Genomic DNA, 16,038 nt, shown 5'->3' on the forward strand with positions numbered 1-16,038 from the left:
CCAGGCGAAAAAAATAGCCGTGTACAAGACCATATGCCCGGTCAAAGTCGCCAGATCACCCGCAATAGGTTAAGCAATGAACGAAGCACCACATCTTACGTTTGATCTCGATGCGCATGGCGTGAGCAGAGGACACCTCGTTGTGCCGGGAGGCGCCGACCATGAAGAGTTCTCGCTTCCGGTTTTTAGTCTTAATAAGGGCGATGGACCGCGCCTTCTTATCACCGGTGGGAATCATGGCAATGAAATGGAGGGGCCATTAGTCGCGCGGCGGCTTATCGAGTGGCTGCCACAAGCGCAAACCAGTGGTAGGATCATCGTGCTGCCAGTGCTTAATCCATTGGCAGTTCAAGCATGGAGCCGCAATACTCCGCTTGATGGTTTGAATCTGAACCGCGTGTTTCCGGGCCGTGCCGACGGGTCTGTTACGGAACGAATCGCGGATGCGGTTTCACGCGTATTGTTGCCAAATGCCGACATCGTTTTCGATCTGCACAGCTTCGGCCCAACGTGGGATTTTCCCCCGGCGGTCATCACGCATCCAATTGCTGATGCGGATCTCATGGCTAAGACGCTCGCAATGGCAGCGGCATTTAAGCTGCCCGTAACATTGCTCTGGCAACATGACGACACGGCTGGGATGTTCGACAGTTGGGCACATAGCCTAGGGAAGGTATTCGTTTGCGCGGAATTCGGCGGTGGTACGGTTAGCGCAGAAGCTCTAGCGATTTATGAAGCTGGAGTTCGCAACGCGCTCGTTATGCTTGGACTCGTCGAAGGAAAAGTCGAGGACGTGTCTTTCCGTAACAAAAGGTCCAGTCAGACCCTTGAGACGCTGATATCAGACGAGTTGAAATCGCCCGCGCAGGGTATCTTCGAACCTCGCTGCTCTGTGTTGGATGAAGTGAGGTCGGGAGATCTTATAGGTATCCTACACTCTATGGATTCTGTTTCCGCTCCGTCCATTGACATCCGAGCGCCTGGGCCATCAATCGTCCTAGCCATAGGATCGGGCGCGCATGTCGACCGCAATGAAGGGGTAGCCATCCTTGCGCGGCCGCTGCATAACTAGAGGTACAGATTAGCCGCGCCTTGGCCAGCTGTAGTAACTCCGGTATGAAGGCACTGGCCTCGACTGGAGCTTATAGGCCAGCTCCTCGGATCGATCAGCGGCTGATCCTGTCTTCCAAAATCATGCCAAAAAGATTGCTTGATCCTTGATCGCTTGGTTTATACTAACCATGGTTGAAAGTGGCGGTCCGAGATGGGAGCTGGCCGGACGGATTGATCGCCTAGCTTCTGTTATGGAAGCAGGGGCGACGATCCGGCGCACCGCGACCAAGAGGGGAGGCGGACGGTGCCGTCCCCGCTGACGCCCGTAAAACAACTTTATCGTATCTTAAAACGAGATGGGCACGTTCGGGGCTTTATATTGGCAAAACCGATTCCGAACGGGGCATAACTTAGGACAGAGCGCGCAAATCCGGCCGCAGCTCATAGCTTGGCCAAACTCGAGTATAATTCAGTGCAGATCAAAGACGTCATTCTCACGCCCGGCAACGGCGCCTTCTTTTATGACGATCAAGCTGCCATTAGGGCAGGGGTTGGCCAGGACGGTTTTGTTTACGTCGGCGAGCCATTGACGCCCGGCTTCCGTGATATCCGTGTTCCGGCAGCTTGCTTAAGCGTCGGGCTTGTCCTGGAAGACGATATGGTCGCCTGGGGCGATATGATGGGAGTGCAATACTCAGGGGCTGGCGGGCGTGACCCCCTGTTTGACGTCGGAGCCATCATGGATCTCACGTCACGTGTTGTTGTCCCGCGGCTCTTAAACATTGATGCGTCCAGCTTTTTGACAGCCTGCTCCAGTGTCTTCGATCTCCATACTGGGAAACGACTCCCACTATGCATCGAATATGGGGTCAGCCAAGCCCTTTTAAGCGCTGCTGCCCATGCTGCGCGTCGTACCATGGCGGAGGTGGTTTGTTCGGAATTTTGCCTATCCATGCCGCATCGTCGTGTCCCAATTTATTGCCAGAGCGGTGATGCGCGCGAAATCAATGTCGATAAAATGATCCTGAAGGGGGTGGATGTGATCCCGCATGGCCTCATCAACTCGCGTAGCAAATTCGGCGTTGGGGGAGAAACCTTTCTGGATTTCGTCAAATGGGTGGCGCACCGCGTCAAGCAAATCGGCCAACCAGACTATTCTCCGGTGCTGCATTTCGATGTGTACGGCTGGATCGGTATGGAGATCGGGCTCGACGTCCAGCGCATCGCCGACTTCATCAGTAAGGTTGCTGACGCGGTTCCGGAGTTCACGGTGAATATCGAATCGCCAGCCGACTTCGGGTCTACGCCGGCGCAGGTCGAAAATTACGGGCAGATCGTCGGCATTCTGAATGCGCGCGCGTCACGTGCGCGCATCGTTGTCGATGAACGCTGCAACACCTTAGAGGATGTGCGTCTGTTTGCGGAGGCTAAGGCGACCCATCTCGTGCAGATCAAGACGCCGGACGTGGGCTCGATCGCCGACAGCGCCCGTGCGGTGCTTCTGTGCAAAGAGAACAACGTGGACGCCTATGTGGGAGGCAGCTGCAGCGAGACGGATCTCTCCGCGCGAGCGACGGTTCACATTTCGGTGGCAACACAGGCGGACATGATGCTCGCGAAGCCTGGCATGGGCATCGACGAAGGTCTTTCCATTGTAGGCAACGAACAAAATCGGTTGCTCGCCATGCTTGATCGGCGTCGGGCACAAAACCTGAAAGCCGCGTAGGAAGCGCCCTGATGCTAAACAGTCTCAAGGACATCACGGTTGTGGCGGTCGAACAGGCCGTTGCAGCTCCCTACGCATCGTCTCGCCTTGCTGACGCAGGCGCCCGGGTGATCAAGGTCGAAAGGCCCGAAGGGGACTTTGCCCGAAACTACGACAAGCTGGTGCGGGGGCAGAGCGCGTACTTCGTCTGGCTCAACCGGGGTAAGGAGTCGGTCTGTCTAGACCTGAGGTTGGAGGCGGATCGCGCCGTCCTCGACACGCTCATTGCCAGTGCTGATGTCTTCATCCAGAATCTAAAGCCGGGCAGCATAGAAAAACTGGGGTTCGCGTCCGCTGATCTGCGTCGACGATATCCGCGGCTGATCACCTGCGACATTTCTGGTTTCGGGGAGTCAGGGCCGTATTCCCATTTGAAGGCCTACGATCTGATCGTCCAGGCCGAAACAGGTCTATGCGCTATCACCGGCAACCAACAGGGGCCTGCGCGTGTAGGGGTCTCGGTTTGCGATATCTCGGCGGGCATGACAGCGCACAGCGCCATTCTTCAGGCACTGTACCACCGCGAGGTCACCGGCGAAGGGACCAGCATCCAGGTGTCACTGTTTGATGCCGTCGCCGACTGGATGAACGTGCCGGTTTTGCAAAATGATTACAGCGGCTACCAGACGGTACGCGCAGGCGTGAAACACCCGTCGCTCGCGCCGTATGGTGCCTATCGCTGTGCCGACGGCAAAGAGGTCATCTTTTCGGTTCAGAATGACCGCGAATGGGTGAATTTCTGCGAGAAATTCCTGAAGCAGTCCGGGCTCACACGCGCACCTGGTTTTGCTGACAATATGGAGCGCCTCGCTCATCGTGCGCAACTTGATGAGATCATTGAACAGCGGTTTTTTGAACTATCCTGCCACGATGCGATGCAGGAGCTCGAGGCGGCCGGCCTGGCATATGGCCGACTGAACGAAGTGGTGGATGTTTCAAAGCATCCACACATTCGCAGGGTGCAGGTTGGAACACCCGATGGAGCCGTCGAGACGATAGCGCCGGCGGCGATTTTCAACTCGGAGCTCCCCTCGCTTCGCCCAGTCCCGGCTCTTGGCTCTCATACCGAGGCTGTCCGCGAGGAGGTGCGGGCGCTTTTGCGCGAAAGAGCCGCGTCAGCGTGAGCGCGCGTTTCAGTAAGGTGAGACTGCTCGCGGTTTACAAAATGCCTGTGTACCTCGGATCATTTCAGCGCACCGGCCGCCTAGAAAGCTCACTGGCAGCGCCCGCGCTAAAATCGGCCGCAAAGGCGTCTCCATGATCAAGGACACCTTTGCGGCCGTTGAAGGCGCGATGTCTGTACCGCGCTGGAGATCCCTGCTCTTCGTTCCTGTTCACGTTCCGCGCTTTGTAGAGACGGCCCATGAGCGGGGCGCAGATGGCGTCATTCTCGACCTGGAGGATTCCGTGCCCCAGGATCGGAAAGGAGAGTCACGGCAGCAGCTTCCTGAATGCGTGGCAGAGGTGGGCCGGAAAGGCGCATCTGTTTTGGTCCGCGTGAATCATGGTCTGCGCGCCTTGGCGGCCGATCTCGATGCAGCCGTGATGGCGGGTGTTGACGCACTGGTTCTTCCGAAGACGGATTCGGCAGAGTGGGTTATAGAGATCGCGAATGCGGTTTCGGAACTAGAACGTGAAAGAAATCTTCCGCAGGGAGGCATCCGGTTCCTTGCCCAGATTGAGACCCCGGGCGCCTTGCAAAGGCTTGCGGCCATTGCGTCGGCGCATCCAAGGATGGTCGCAATGGCGCTTGGCCCTGAAGACTTCAGCGCCGCTGTTGGCGGCGCCCCAGGATTCGACCTTCTTTTGACGCCGAACCTTTCTGTTCTGTTTGCCGCCCGCGCGGCCGGCTTGCTCCCGCTGGGCTTCATAGGAAGCATCGGCGAGTTCTCGGACACGCATAAACTTCGTGAGGCCGCGGTGCGGGCGCGGCGGCTTGGCTTTGCCGGAGCTTTGGCGATCCATCCGACACAGGTGGCCATATTCAATGAGGCTTTCTCGCCAAGCGCCCAGGAGCTCGAGTGGGCCCATAAAGTTGTCGCGGCGGCAAATGATGCCGCCACGCGTGGACTGTCCGCATTCTCGTTGAATGGCAAAATGATAGATCCGCCAGTGGTGCGGCGCGCCCACGAGATCCTGATTCTTGTGGGCAACAACTGACTGGCCTGTTATCAGCGGCTGAACAGGAGCGAATGGCACTACACCGCGCCGGGCAAGCCGATGCAAAATGGCTACGCGATTCCCTCAACGGCCGAATGCGAGACGAGCTGTTGAACGATGGCCTGTTCTTCGGCCTCGACCACGCCCGCAGTGCCACTGCCGAATGGAGGCAGGACCTAAATCCTGTTCATAACACTCATCTGTCTATGTCATTTGAGTGAATAGGTTTTGCTGATCTGGATGCGATCCCATGGGGTATTTTGGGTTTTGCCGCGCGCGATGAACGATGCGCTGAGCCGCCGGTTCGTCAAGCGTTGATCGGCTGAAGACCCATGGACCGTCCGGCAGAGGATGAACGCCTTCGATCGACGCGAGTCCACCGAAGGCGATGCAACGCGGCTCGCCATTGTCAAGCAGACCACGCCAGCAGGAATAGCGCGGAATGTTGTGCTTGGTTCCCGTGTAGCGGACCGTCAGCTCGCGGCCGCAGCGCCGGCAGCGGACAAGGTCGGCGAGCAGAGCGTCGCCATGCTTGGGCGCCCCGTGATGCCGGCTCGTGGGCACGTGGTCGCTCACCATCTTGCGGATCGCTTCCGCCTTTCCCAGCCGACGTAGCCTTCGTGTGCACCCGGAATCAGCGCCAGCATCTCGCGCCTTACGGCGGCTGCGCGAGCGAATGGCGGCATCTGCGCGGTCTGCGCGTCGTGCGGGTTGGAGAAGATCGAACTGATATGTCGTAGGCTGGCGCGGTATGGACCTCTCCCCGGTTCGCTTCGTGAGGACCCGATGCTGCGCCCGAATCCTCCAATTGCGATGGGGTGTGGGAATTGGCCGTCGGGTCCTGCAGCAGTGTCACCAAGACGCCAAGCGTTCTGGGATCGATATGTGGGGCAGGGCAATGCGCCACGCGGTGCAGACCGCGATCAAACATCCAGGCCGGAACTTCCAGCCACCGATCGGAGGCGTGGCGGGAGAGACTGCAGCGGAAAACCTCCCGGTCGGCGTTCTCGATCACCTCATGAACGTGAACACAACGCCCGGCCCAAGGATGCCACGGATAAAGAAACTTGCGTTCCTCGGTCCTGTGGGTGTTCTTTCCTGGTGTTGTTCAACACCGTGAGGCCGCATTCCTCGCTCGCTATTTGACCCCGGCGGTCTTCGCCGGAACCCTCGCCGCAACCGGCTCCGACGCTGCACTCAATGAAGGCTTCGCGCCTCCGCCCGTTGCTCAAACCGCGCCATAACAGAAACGGCCGAGGCTAATCGCCACTGGTTGAAAGTTCAGTGGCAGGTCAGAGGGTCTGGCTCGACGGCCTTAGCTTCAGGCTATCCGGCCAATCCCGGCGATCACCCAGCGACACGATGACTGACCAGTGCTCAGCGCCACCGCCGGAGCTGCAAAAAGAGTTGCGTATGATTGAGCGTTCGACCACGTTGCTGTCGATCTTGATATGGCCTCGTCCAGGATGCGCGAGAGGCGCTTCCCAGCGCGAGAGCGTGTAGGGGATCGCCGCTGTGAGCTTGGTCTTCTGACTGATTTGGCCGAGCTTCTCTAGCCGCCCTGGGTCCAGTGCCGTGATGGTTGAGCACTTTTTGCCTGCGTGCAGCAAGGCCTCGTTGGCCTCGGCTACGGATGTCATCCTCGATCTTTTAGAGTTCGCGGATCCTTCTTAGCGCCTCGATCGGGCGCGGCATGGCAGAAGGCGAGCGTGAAGCCGCTTTTCGTCGGCCAGCAAGCGATGGCCCGCTATAGCCGTCGACCTGCAAGTTCCGGTAGAGAGCCTGCGAGATGAGCGATCGCACGCTGGGCCTTTTCGGTCCGGCGCATAGACATAAGACGCCCGGCGGTCCGCTCCCTCCCTAATCAGTCATCGCGGGCATAAATCCAGAGTAGGCCTGTCTTCGTCTTGCCGACCCCGGAACGAGCACCGGCGCGGTCGTCGCACGTCGGCGAAGAGTTTTGGCGAGGACTTCGGTTTTGCTAAAGCAACCGTTCATGGACCAGACGTAGGTGCCAGTCCGGCGCGGCCGACTACCGGCGCTGCCAGCAGCCTGGGCAAGCGAACCAAATTGTAGCCCGCCAAGTTATGCCGCGCCCGCGGTGGCACATCCTCGCAGCTTGACCTTGGCCATGCCGTCTGAGGTCTTGACTGACCGAACCCTCCTCTGACCCCTTAGGGCAGTGCTGACTGAGATCATAGCCCGGATGGCGCTTCGTGCGGTCATCGATCGCTATACGCGAGGCTTGTTGCTTTCTGCTCAAATGGGCGTTGAAGGCAACGCGCGGCGTGATCTTGCTCTTTGCAGGTCCTTGACTGGCGCGTCCTAGGCTTCGCCAGCGCCAGTCGATGCGCCGTCGCGGCGTCTGCGGTCCAACATAGCGAGAGCGGCATCACGCTCGCCTGTGCCAGGCCTGGGTATGAAACTTTCCAGTCAAGCCGGATTGGCCAGCACCTGGGTGCATAACCAACCTGTTGTCGCGGCTTCATTAGCATGAGGTGCCCGGAAACGAAGATACGTATGGACCCCGCCCCGCTTTCCAATTGAGCCTAGGGGCTGCTGATTCCTTCTTCGCCAAGGGTCGTGAACGGCGTGATCGACCAATGGATTAGGTTGATGGGACGATGAGTGTCGCCTCGGTCGAGCAATGGTGGATGAAACTGCGATGACATGTCCGATAGGATCTCTGTAATCGCCCTGCCTGACGCCCTGCCTTCAGGTTTTCGACATAAAATTTCACCTCGGTCACACCTGATCTTAATGTCGCCAGCGATCTAATCCAGTGTGCCAGGAATGAGGTACCGTACGGCCGCACTGCGAGAATGCCTTCTTCGCAAATCCCAGTCCTCGCCGTGACTGCTAGGTGCAATACTGCAAGCCAGCTGAACCAATTGAGGATCTGTCCCCTCATCGAGGCGCGGATTGACTTGGATGACGACGGGTCCAGGCTTCGTCCACGGAGTTCAATGTTCGTTGGCCCAGCTGAGGCCGTGAGCTTGCAAGCAATTCTGTGACACGTTGACGATACGATCATGCTCGTCATTAGTCAGCAGGGTTGGTTGGACAATTCACCTCTCGGAAGAGGAAATGGGGTGGCCGGCCGAAGTCCGCCAGCGGCAATAGCAATGACCTCCTTTCCCATCTTGTTAGCGCCGCTGGTTGCAATGGCGCTTGGTACTGAAGACTTCAGTGCAGCTGTTGGCGGTGCCCCAGAACTCGACCTGCTTTTGACGCCGAACCTTTCCGTTCTGTTCCCCATGCGGCAGTCTCGGCTCGATAGGAAGCATCGGCGATTCTTAGACAATGATAACTTCGTGGGGCCGCAGGCGATCCATTTAAACATCGATGGGGCTTTTCACCAAGCGCACAAGAACTCGAGGGACCCGTCGTGTCCTCGCGGCGAAAAAGATGCGACGGCGCAAGGCAAAGGCGCGTTCACATTGGACGGGAAGATGGTCGATCTACCGGTTATTCGAAGGGTCCGAGAAATCATCTCCATGGATCAGGGCGCCGAGTTGGCCGGTTGAAGCCTCGGCGGGTTGGGTCCATTCTGGACACATAGGTTACGGTTTTGGTCAAACCACACTGAGATGACACGACAGTTAGGCGTCATGTCGCTCTGCAATTATTGCTGTCGCGCCATCACATTTCGAGATAGATTACATCATTGCAGTCCGCCCTCGGAAGAGTACCCGTGGAAATCAGGCAGTTAAGATACTTTGTTGGCGTGGTCGAAGCAGGCAGTTTCACGAAGGCCGCTGGCTTTCTGAATGTCGCCCAGAGTGCGCTGAGTCTGCATGTGCGCCAATTGGAGGAAGGCTTCGGCACTCAGCTGCTGATACGCGACAGGACCGGCGTGAGCGTGACGGCGTCAGGAGCCAAACTCCTGGAGCGGGCGCGGGCGATTCTCAAAGAAATTCGAATTACCGAGGTGGAATTGACCAACACAGCCGCTTCCCCCGCCGGGGAGGTGACTATTGGCATTCCGTCTGGAGCTGCTCGCGTCCTGAGCGGTCCGCTGCTTGAGACGGTAAGACACGAACTGCCCAAGGTGTCCCTCAAGATGGTCGAGGGTATGACGGGACCGCTAGAGGAATGGATGGCGGCTGGACGCTTCAATCTGGCGGTTCTGTACCGCACTGCGGACAGTGTGGGGCGAATGACTGTGCTAGCGCGCGAAGACCTTTGTCTGGTGGTTCCGTCCGGCGAGCCACCGTTTGAAGATGCGATATCTCTGGCCGACCTGCATGCATTCCCCCTGGCGGTTCCCATGCGCAACAACAATGTCAGGCGTTCGGTGGCTGATGTCGTCGCACAACACGGTTGCGCGATGGACGTCAAGTTTGAAGTGGACTCGCTCTCAACGATCATCAACATGGTCGTAGAGGGAAAAGCGCATTCTATTCTCGCCCCGTCTGCCGTTCAGAAAGAAGCCTCTCAAGGGCTGGTCCGGACGGTCAAGATAGTCGATCCGGTAATTACCCGCTCCGTGGTGCTTGCTGTAAATCCCAAAGATGAGCGTTCTGCGGCCGTTTCTGCGGTCCGCAAGCTCATTCCGAAGGTCGCCAGAGAATTGATTGAGAGCCGGGGCTGGGTAGCATCGGCTCCTGACGCGACCTGAGAACCATCGATCTGTAAACAACGGCATGACTTCCTTCCTGTCGGAACAGATCGATCTGGATTCCAGATGGATTTAGGCACTAATCGATATTTGACCCGCTGCGACCATCGCGATGAAACTGGCTCAAGCGAGCTCAGCGGCTTCGAAAATTGAAACGGCGCTCGCATGGCCAGAATCACAAGTGGAGCCCGCGATGTCCCACGCCAGGAGCTACGAGCTCTTCATTAATGGCAAATGGCGAGCCGGTGGTAGCCGAGCCACTTTGCCGGTGATCAACCCGGCGACGGAGAAGGTATTTGCCTCAGTGGCCTCGGCTACGGTTCCAGACTTGGATGAAGCTCTTGCTTCGGCAGAACGCAGCCGCAAGGCGTGGTCCTCACGCCCCGCCAAAGAGCGTGGCGAGATCCTCGTCTCTGCCGCCAGCAATCTGGCTGAGAAAGCTGGCGCCGCAGCCAGGGACCTGTCGTCCGAACAGGGAAAGACGATTGCCGAAGCAACAGGAGAGTACGCGCGCGCAGTCGAAACGCTGGAATGGAATGGCCGGCATGCCGATGAGTTGTCGACCCCGATTCCGTTGGGTCCGAACAGGATGATCGTCCCGGAGGCCCTCGGTGTCGTCGCTGCCTTTACGCCGTGGAACTATCCAGCCGTTCTCATCGCCCGCAAGCTCGCCCCCGCGCTGGCGGCAGGCTGCCCGGTGATCCTCAAAGGGGCCGAAGAGACGCCAAGCGTGGCTGTCCATGTCGTGGAATCTTTGCGTCAAGCAGGGATACCGGAAGGCGTGGTCAACCTGGTGTTCGGTGTTCCTGTGCATATATCACGGCATCTGCTCAGTTCGCCAATTGTCAAAGTCTTGACGTTCACGGGGTCGACCGCTGTTGGGAAACAGCTGGCCACACTGGCCGCGAATAATCTGCAGCGCTGCATCCTTGAGCTCGGTGGACATTCCCCGGTTATTGTGTGCGAAGATGCCGACCTGGCAACGGCGATACCGGCTATTTCGGAATACAAATTCGAGTGCGCGGGCCAGAGTTGTAATGCGCCCAGCAGGATTCTTGTCGCCCGATCCCGCTATGAGGAATTCCTGTTCCGGATGACGGAGGCGGTCCGAAAAATCAGGATCGGTCCACCGGATGACCCTGCAACGCAGATGGGTCCCATGGCAAACGCGCGGCGAATCGAGGCCATGCAACGCCTGACCAAAGATGCGGTAGAGGGCGGCGCCCAAATCGAGACCGGTGGCATCCCCCTTGACCGACCGGGGTTTTACTGGCCGCCAACCATCCTGACTGGCGTACCGAAGGAAGCGAGAGTGCTTCATGAAGAGCCGTTCGGACCAATTCTCACCGTGGCTCCTTTCGATACGATCGAAGAGGCGATCGATGAAGCCAACGCCACGGAGTACGGTCTGGCCGCCTACTTGTTTACTGGCGCGGCCGATACGCAACAGAGGCTTGTGGGCGGTCTTTCTGCGGGCGCTGTTAGTGTGAATTACCTGAAAGGGGTTTCCGCTGATGCCCCTTATGGAGGAGTCAAACAAAGCGGCTATGGATATGAAGGCGGCGAGCAGGGGGTGCGAAGCTTCCAGATTCTGAAAATGGTCAATGGCCTCGGTTCATTTGGATAAAATCCGGTGGGAAACAGAACACGGACCATGGCCGGTAGCGACATCACAAGGAGCGTCGCCGACGCCCTTCAGTACATCTCGTACTATCATCCTCCAGATTATATCCGGTCTCTTTCTCACGCATACACGCGAGAACAGAGCCCGTCGGCGAAGAATGCCATAGGTCAGATTCTGCTGAACTCCCGCATGGCGGCCTTTGGGCGGCGCCCGATTTGTCAGGACACCGGACTTGTGGTTGTCTTCGCAAAGGTCGGCATGGATGCCCGCATTAAGTCAACAGCCAGTTTCGCGGATCTTGTGAATGAGGGCGTACGTCAAGCCTATCTCGATCCGGACAATCCCCTTCGGGCATCGATCGTTGCGGATCCCCTCGCTAGACGGGTCAACACCCGCGACAACACACCGGCAGTTGTCCATGTCGACCTGGTGCAAGGTAACCAGATTGAGATCACCATCGCCGCGAAAGGCGGCGGGTCGGAGAACAAGGCACGTTTTACCACCCTCAATCCCACCGCCTCCGTTTCCGACTGGGTGGTCAATACCGTTTCGACCCTTGGCAGCGGGTGGTGTCCACCTGGACTGATCTCTGTCGGCATCGGTGGTAGCGCTGAAAAGGCGATGCTGCTGGCCAAGGAGGCCATGAACGAGCCCATAGATATGGCGGAACTGATCGCAAGGGGGGCGTCAAGCGCAGAAGAGGGGCTGCGGATTGAGCTTTATGAGCGGATCAACGCGCTTGGTATCGGCGCCCAAGGCCTTGGTGGTCTGACGACAGTCGTTGACGTCAAGGTTGCGACCTATCCTACTCATGCAGCGTCCAAGCCTGTGGCGCTCATCCCGCAATGCGCCGCCAACCGGCACCTGAAGTTTACTTTGGACGGCTCTGGACCCATCAGCCTCCAGCCGCCCGATTTGCGCGAATGGCCCGACATCGGAGCCGACGAATTGAACCCAGCCGGCGTCCGGCGGGTCAATTTAGATACGCTTACGAAGGAAGAGACGGCATCGTGGCGCTGCGGTGAAACGCTCCTGCTTTCTGGAAAGATGCTGACGGGCCGTGACGCTGCCCACAAACGAATGGTCGAACTGATTGATGCCGGCAAGCCGCTCCCAGTCGATCTGAGGGGCCGCGTGATCTACTACGTCGGTCCCGTCCGGGCAGTGAGGAATGAAGTCGTTGGACCCGCCGGTCCAACAACCTCCAGCCGCTTGGACGATTTTACGGACAAGGTGCTCGCCGAAACCGGCCTTTTCGCGATGGTGGGCAAAGCGGAGAGGGGACCGGCGGCCATCGCGTCGATTGTAAGACACAGAACGCCATACCTTGCTGCAGTGGGTGGCGCTGCGTACCTGATTTCAAAGTCGATTAAGGCGGCGCGGATTGTCGCCTTTGAAGACCTGGGCATGGAAGCCATCTATGAATTCGATGTGCAGGACATGCCCGTCGTCATGGCTGTCGATGTTGAGGGAAACTCCATTCACAATTCCGGGCCTCTTGAGTGGCGTAAGCGTATGGCAGCCGACAGCATCGCACGCAACATCGGTGTTTGAGTCTTTCCGGTTGGGCGATTTCGGCCAGACCCGAGCGCCAAATTATCGGGCAAGCCATAAGACGAGCGGCATTTGCGGTGCCCTGCGCCTCGGCGAGCCGGCCAAGCAAGGCCTTCAATTCACCCTAATAGTTGAATGTGCGAGTGAATACTGCATTGAGTATGCCGTCCATGCGATCGAGGGTCGAATGCAGTCGCGCGTCTATCAAGTACGGCAGCGAGATTCAAGAAAATCGGTTATCTATTTATCATGGTCTCCGCCGCCGCCGACTATTCTCTCCAGCTGCACCATTGCCCCGTTGGGCGTTGGGGCGATAGCCAAATTACTTCTGCAGCTTTTCTCAGCGGATCGCTCACCCTCAGCTGATTTTCGTACCCCATTCTGGCACATCTCGGGCCTGGAACGGATGCCTTCCACTGCTACATTCGCTCGTTTCAATTGATGATAGAATTGATCGGCACACAACGCGATGTCATCGCTGAGAGCATAGGTTATGAAGTCGAAACCCGATCCCGTGCAACTCGACAGTTGGGACCTGCGGATCCTCTCCGAAATTCAGGCAGACGGTCGGATTTCAAAAAGTGAGCTTGCAAAACGAGTTCATCTTTCGGCGTCCGCCTGTTCGGAGCGGCTCCGAGCACTCAAGGCCGCGGGGATTATTGAGGGATTTTATGCGCGGCTGAGTCCTGCCCTCATCGGCGGCATGATCTTTGTGATGGTGGAGGTCGTGCTGGATCGTCATCGTCTTGAGGACCAACGACACTTCGAAACTGCTATCCAAGACATTCCGGAAATCCTGGACTGCTGGGCAATTGGGGGGCGCGTGGATTATCTGATGCGGGTCGCATCTCGTTCTATGGCCGCCTATCAGGATTTCATGGAGGGACTGCTGCAGGCAGGCTTGGGGATTGATCAATACTATAGCCTTGTCGTCACGAAACCAGTGAAGTCCAATTCACCGATACCTTTGTCCGCCCTGAGGCAACGGTAACCCAAAAGCTAAGTTTCAACGGCGTTTGGCACGGATCCCGTAGATTCGTCGGCAAAAGGCACCCATTCCGACGAAACTCAAGGGACATTTGCGGTATACTAATTGCTGGAAAAAGGTGGCCGAGCGCTATCCGCCAGTTGATCGCGAGCAAGGACGATGCGCTTGAGCAATCTGGAACCGATCTATTCCAGGAGAGGATCGAAGCAGCCATCGGACGCACTTGCCCAGCACGGTTACGGCGAGAAGCCAAACCGGATCGTGCCTGGTTGAGGAGGCGTCCATATCTAAGATGCGAAGTGCCGAAAAATGCCTCTACCGCTACTTCAAGGGGGGAACTTTCGCCCTGGATTGGCGATCAGTGGCGATTGAGCTTAGTCGCGGTCAGCGCATCCGTGTAGGGGGCGAAATCTACAGCGAGGGTTTGGCAAGCCGACGGGTAGCGGGAGTGCAAGCTGGCCCGCTCGGCCTTGGCGACCAACCCGGCCCTCGACGCCTGCGGACATTCGGAGATCGCGTTTTTACGTCCTAAGTTCGTTGCTGTTCGAGATTAGGAGATCGTCTGTCCTGTTTGACATTGCTGGTCTCCGCAGCCTTCTAAGCGAGGAGCATGGCTGTGCCGGGATCGCGTAGGTGGGTGACAAGGCCGGTCACTCCTGCCACCCGACGTGGTCTTTGAGAAGGTGGAGGTTGCGCTACCGGCTGGAGAGCATGGTGCCAGTTTTCACAAGACAAGGGTCGCTTAATCGAATGGGCGTCAAGTTCATAGATTGCGAACAGATCATGGGGGGATTTGAATAGTGCTACTGACCGAGGCAGAGCTGAAAAGAGTTGCGAATGCCAGTCGAGGACATAGAGCCGCATCGATCGTTCTAAAGGAAGAGACGGCCGCAGCTACAGCCAGATCGTCATTCGACGTTTTTCTGTCACATTCTTTCAAGGACGCAGAGATCGTTCTCGGTGTGAAGCGAATTTTCGAGGAGCTTGGGTTCACTGCTTACGTAGATTGGGTCGAAGATTCACAACTGGACCGCACAAAAGTCTCCTCGGCCACCGCCGAGTTGCTGCGGACCCGTATGAGGCAGTCAAAGACGCTAATCTATGTGCATTCAAACAATTCTCCAGGATCCAGATGGATGCCTTGGGAGCTTGGCTTTTTCGATGGGTTTCGGACCGCGGTAGCGGTTCTGCCCGTGGCAAAAAATTCTTCGGAAACATTCTCCGGGCAAGAATTTTTGGGCCTATACCCTTACATTGATGGGACAGGACCTGCATTCCTGTTTATGAACAGAGGGACCGCGCCTCGCTCAAGAATAGGCTCTGTAAGCTCGACTGCTAACCTCACGTTTGCCAAATCCTGGCTTAAAGAATTTACCGCCACAAAATAGACTGGTGTGCTTCAAAAATGAAATATCCTGGACTCTATAATAGCGCCGACGTGGCATCCAACGAGCAGCAGGCGACGTTTCTGCGCCTGATCCGGGCAGAGTACGTTCTTCTTTTTTTAGCGTCGGTGCTCTCTTTGGACTTGTCGCCATCAAAAGCCTATTTCGGTGTCTATGCTGCGGTATTTCTTTGCTCAATGGGAGTCCTCATTTTCCGGTCGGTCACAAAGCCCGAGCAGGTCTGGTATCAGGCTCGAGCTCTGGCAGAGTCGGTGAAGACATTGACTTGGCGCTTCGCGATGCGAGCACAGCCGTTCGATGACGCGCGCGCCGCTGACGCCAGAGCTGATTTTCGAAAGCTCATGGAAGGTATCCTTGATAGCAATCGTCACCTTGGTAGCGCGTTGAGCGGCACCGATTCAGCATCCCCCCAAACAACCGACCAGATGATGTCGATAAGGGACTCCCCGCTAAAAGAAAGAAAAGACCTATATCTGCAGAGACGAATCTGCGACCAACGGAAGTGGTACGAGAAGAAGGCGCGCTCGAACAAGAGGTCCGCGAAAGTCTGGATGGGCCTTGGTATTTTTGCATACGCTCTGGGATTCTCGTTCATCGTAGTACGCATCGCTGACCCCGCGATGCCAGGCTGGCCGACCGAGCCGCTAATTGTCATCGCCGCCTCCCTTATTGGGTGGACCCAGATCAAGAAATTTAACGAATTGGCATCGGCTTACACGTTGACAGCTCACGAGATCGGCTTGACTGCCGACCTTATTACGGACGCCAACTCGGATGAGGCATTCTCCGCCGCGGTGAACGAAGCCGAACTGGCTTTCTCACGGGAGCACACCCAGTGGGTTGCTCGTCAAAACAACTAAGAGACAA

At 57.4% G+C, this 16,038-nt stretch carries 11 protein-coding genes and 2 pseudogenes; 12 read left to right on the forward strand and 1 reads right to left on the reverse strand.

Annotated elements, in window-relative coordinates:
• The first annotated feature begins 76 nt into the window (after positions 1-76).
• The 6 genes and pseudogenes from EOA13_RS12555 to EOA13_RS38680 all read left to right on the forward strand — a co-directional run.
• Entirely contained in the window at positions 77-1,072 is a 996-nt protein-coding gene (locus tag EOA13_RS12555; RefSeq protein ID WP_063169313.1) for a succinylglutamate desuccinylase/aspartoacylase family protein, read from the forward strand.
• A 453-nt stretch (positions 1,073-1,525) separates the two neighbouring features.
• Positions 1,526-2,779: a methylaspartate ammonia-lyase gene (locus tag EOA13_RS12560; protein ID WP_063170371.1), complete on the forward strand. Its 1,254-nt coding sequence runs from the start codon at positions 1,526-1,528 to the stop codon at positions 2,777-2,779.
• 11 nt (positions 2,780-2,790) lie between these two features.
• On the forward strand, positions 2,791-3,942 hold the full coding sequence (locus EOA13_RS12565) for a CaiB/BaiF CoA-transferase family protein (protein ID WP_063169312.1): 1,152 nt from the start codon (positions 2,791-2,793) through the stop codon (positions 3,940-3,942).
• A gap of 133 nt (positions 3,943-4,075) precedes the next feature.
• Positions 4,076-4,978 carry a CoA ester lyase gene (locus EOA13_RS12570; protein WP_210326668.1) on the forward strand — a complete coding sequence of 301 codons (903 nt, stop codon included), beginning with the start codon at positions 4,076-4,078 and terminating at the stop codon, positions 4,976-4,978.
• Positions 4,979-5,002: 24 nt separating this feature from the next.
• Positions 5,003-5,127 (forward strand): annotated as a pseudogene (locus EOA13_RS12575) (integrase core domain-containing protein); the annotation flags it as partial.
• Positions 5,128-6,085: 958 nt separating this feature from the next.
• Positions 6,086-6,222: pseudogene (locus tag EOA13_RS38680) on the forward strand (IS3 family transposase); the annotation flags it as partial.
• A gap of 48 nt (positions 6,223-6,270) precedes the next feature.
• Here the strand turns inward: EOA13_RS38680 and EOA13_RS12585 are convergent.
• Positions 6,271-6,618, reverse strand: a complete 348-nt coding sequence (locus EOA13_RS12585) for a transposase (protein ID WP_063169310.1) — start codon at positions 6,616-6,618, stop codon at positions 6,271-6,273.
• 1,485 nt (positions 6,619-8,103) lie between these two features.
• Between EOA13_RS12585 and EOA13_RS12590 the strand changes: the two genes are divergently transcribed.
• The 6 genes from EOA13_RS12590 (at position 8,104) to EOA13_RS12620 (ending at position 16,031) form a co-directional block, all read left to right on the forward strand.
• Positions 8,104-8,505, forward strand: a complete 402-nt coding sequence (locus EOA13_RS12590) for a hypothetical protein (RefSeq protein ID WP_063169309.1) — start codon at positions 8,104-8,106, stop codon at positions 8,503-8,505.
• Between the two features lie 167 nt (positions 8,506-8,672).
• Positions 8,673-9,599, forward strand: a complete 927-nt coding sequence (locus EOA13_RS12595) for a LysR family transcriptional regulator (RefSeq protein WP_063169308.1) — start codon at positions 8,673-8,675, stop codon at positions 9,597-9,599.
• A gap of 193 nt (positions 9,600-9,792) precedes the next feature.
• Positions 9,793-11,226: an NAD-dependent succinate-semialdehyde dehydrogenase gene (locus EOA13_RS12600; protein WP_063170369.1), complete on the forward strand. Its 1,434-nt coding sequence runs from the start codon at positions 9,793-9,795 to the stop codon at positions 11,224-11,226.
• A 27-nt stretch (positions 11,227-11,253) separates the two neighbouring features.
• Complete coding sequence (locus tag EOA13_RS12605; RefSeq protein ID WP_063169307.1) at positions 11,254-12,777, forward strand: fumarate hydratase; 1,524 nt, start codon at positions 11,254-11,256, stop codon at positions 12,775-12,777.
• Between the two features lie 493 nt (positions 12,778-13,270).
• Complete coding sequence (locus EOA13_RS12610) at positions 13,271-13,768, forward strand: Lrp/AsnC family transcriptional regulator (protein ID WP_063169306.1); 498 nt, start codon at positions 13,271-13,273, stop codon at positions 13,766-13,768.
• A gap of 1,402 nt (positions 13,769-15,170) precedes the next feature.
• Positions 15,171-16,031: a DUF4231 domain-containing protein gene (locus tag EOA13_RS12620; protein ID WP_063169305.1), complete on the forward strand. Its 861-nt coding sequence runs from the start codon at positions 15,171-15,173 to the stop codon at positions 16,029-16,031.
• The last annotated feature ends 7 nt before the right edge of the window (positions 16,032-16,038 follow it).

Source organism: Mesorhizobium sp. M7A.F.Ca.US.011.01.1.1 (genome assembly GCF_003998295.1).
In the GTDB taxonomy this organism is placed as follows: Bacteria; Pseudomonadota; Alphaproteobacteria; order Rhizobiales; family Rhizobiaceae; genus Mesorhizobium.

Coding starts and splice junctions, on each gene's coding strand:
- EOA13_RS12585 (WP_063169310.1), bottom strand. CDS start 6,618: ATGACATCCGTAGCCGAGGCCAACGAGGCCTTGCTGCACGCAGGCAAA.
- EOA13_RS12590 (WP_063169309.1), top strand. CDS start 8,104: ATGACCTCCTTTCCCATCTTGTTAGCGCCGCTGGTTGCAATGGCGCTT.
- EOA13_RS12565 (WP_063169312.1), top strand. CDS start 2,791: ATGCTAAACAGTCTCAAGGACATCACGGTTGTGGCGGTCGAACAGGCC.
- EOA13_RS12570 (WP_210326668.1), top strand. CDS start 4,076: ATGATCAAGGACACCTTTGCGGCCGTTGAAGGCGCGATGTCTGTACCG.
- EOA13_RS12600 (WP_063170369.1), top strand. CDS start 9,793: ATGTCCCACGCCAGGAGCTACGAGCTCTTCATTAATGGCAAATGGCGA.
- EOA13_RS12555 (WP_063169313.1), top strand. CDS start 77: ATGAACGAAGCACCACATCTTACGTTTGATCTCGATGCGCATGGCGTG.
- EOA13_RS12610 (WP_063169306.1), top strand. CDS start 13,271: ATGAAGTCGAAACCCGATCCCGTGCAACTCGACAGTTGGGACCTGCGG.
- EOA13_RS12605 (WP_063169307.1), top strand. CDS start 11,254: ATGGCCGGTAGCGACATCACAAGGAGCGTCGCCGACGCCCTTCAGTAC.
- EOA13_RS12620 (WP_063169305.1), top strand. CDS start 15,171: ATGAAATATCCTGGACTCTATAATAGCGCCGACGTGGCATCCAACGAG.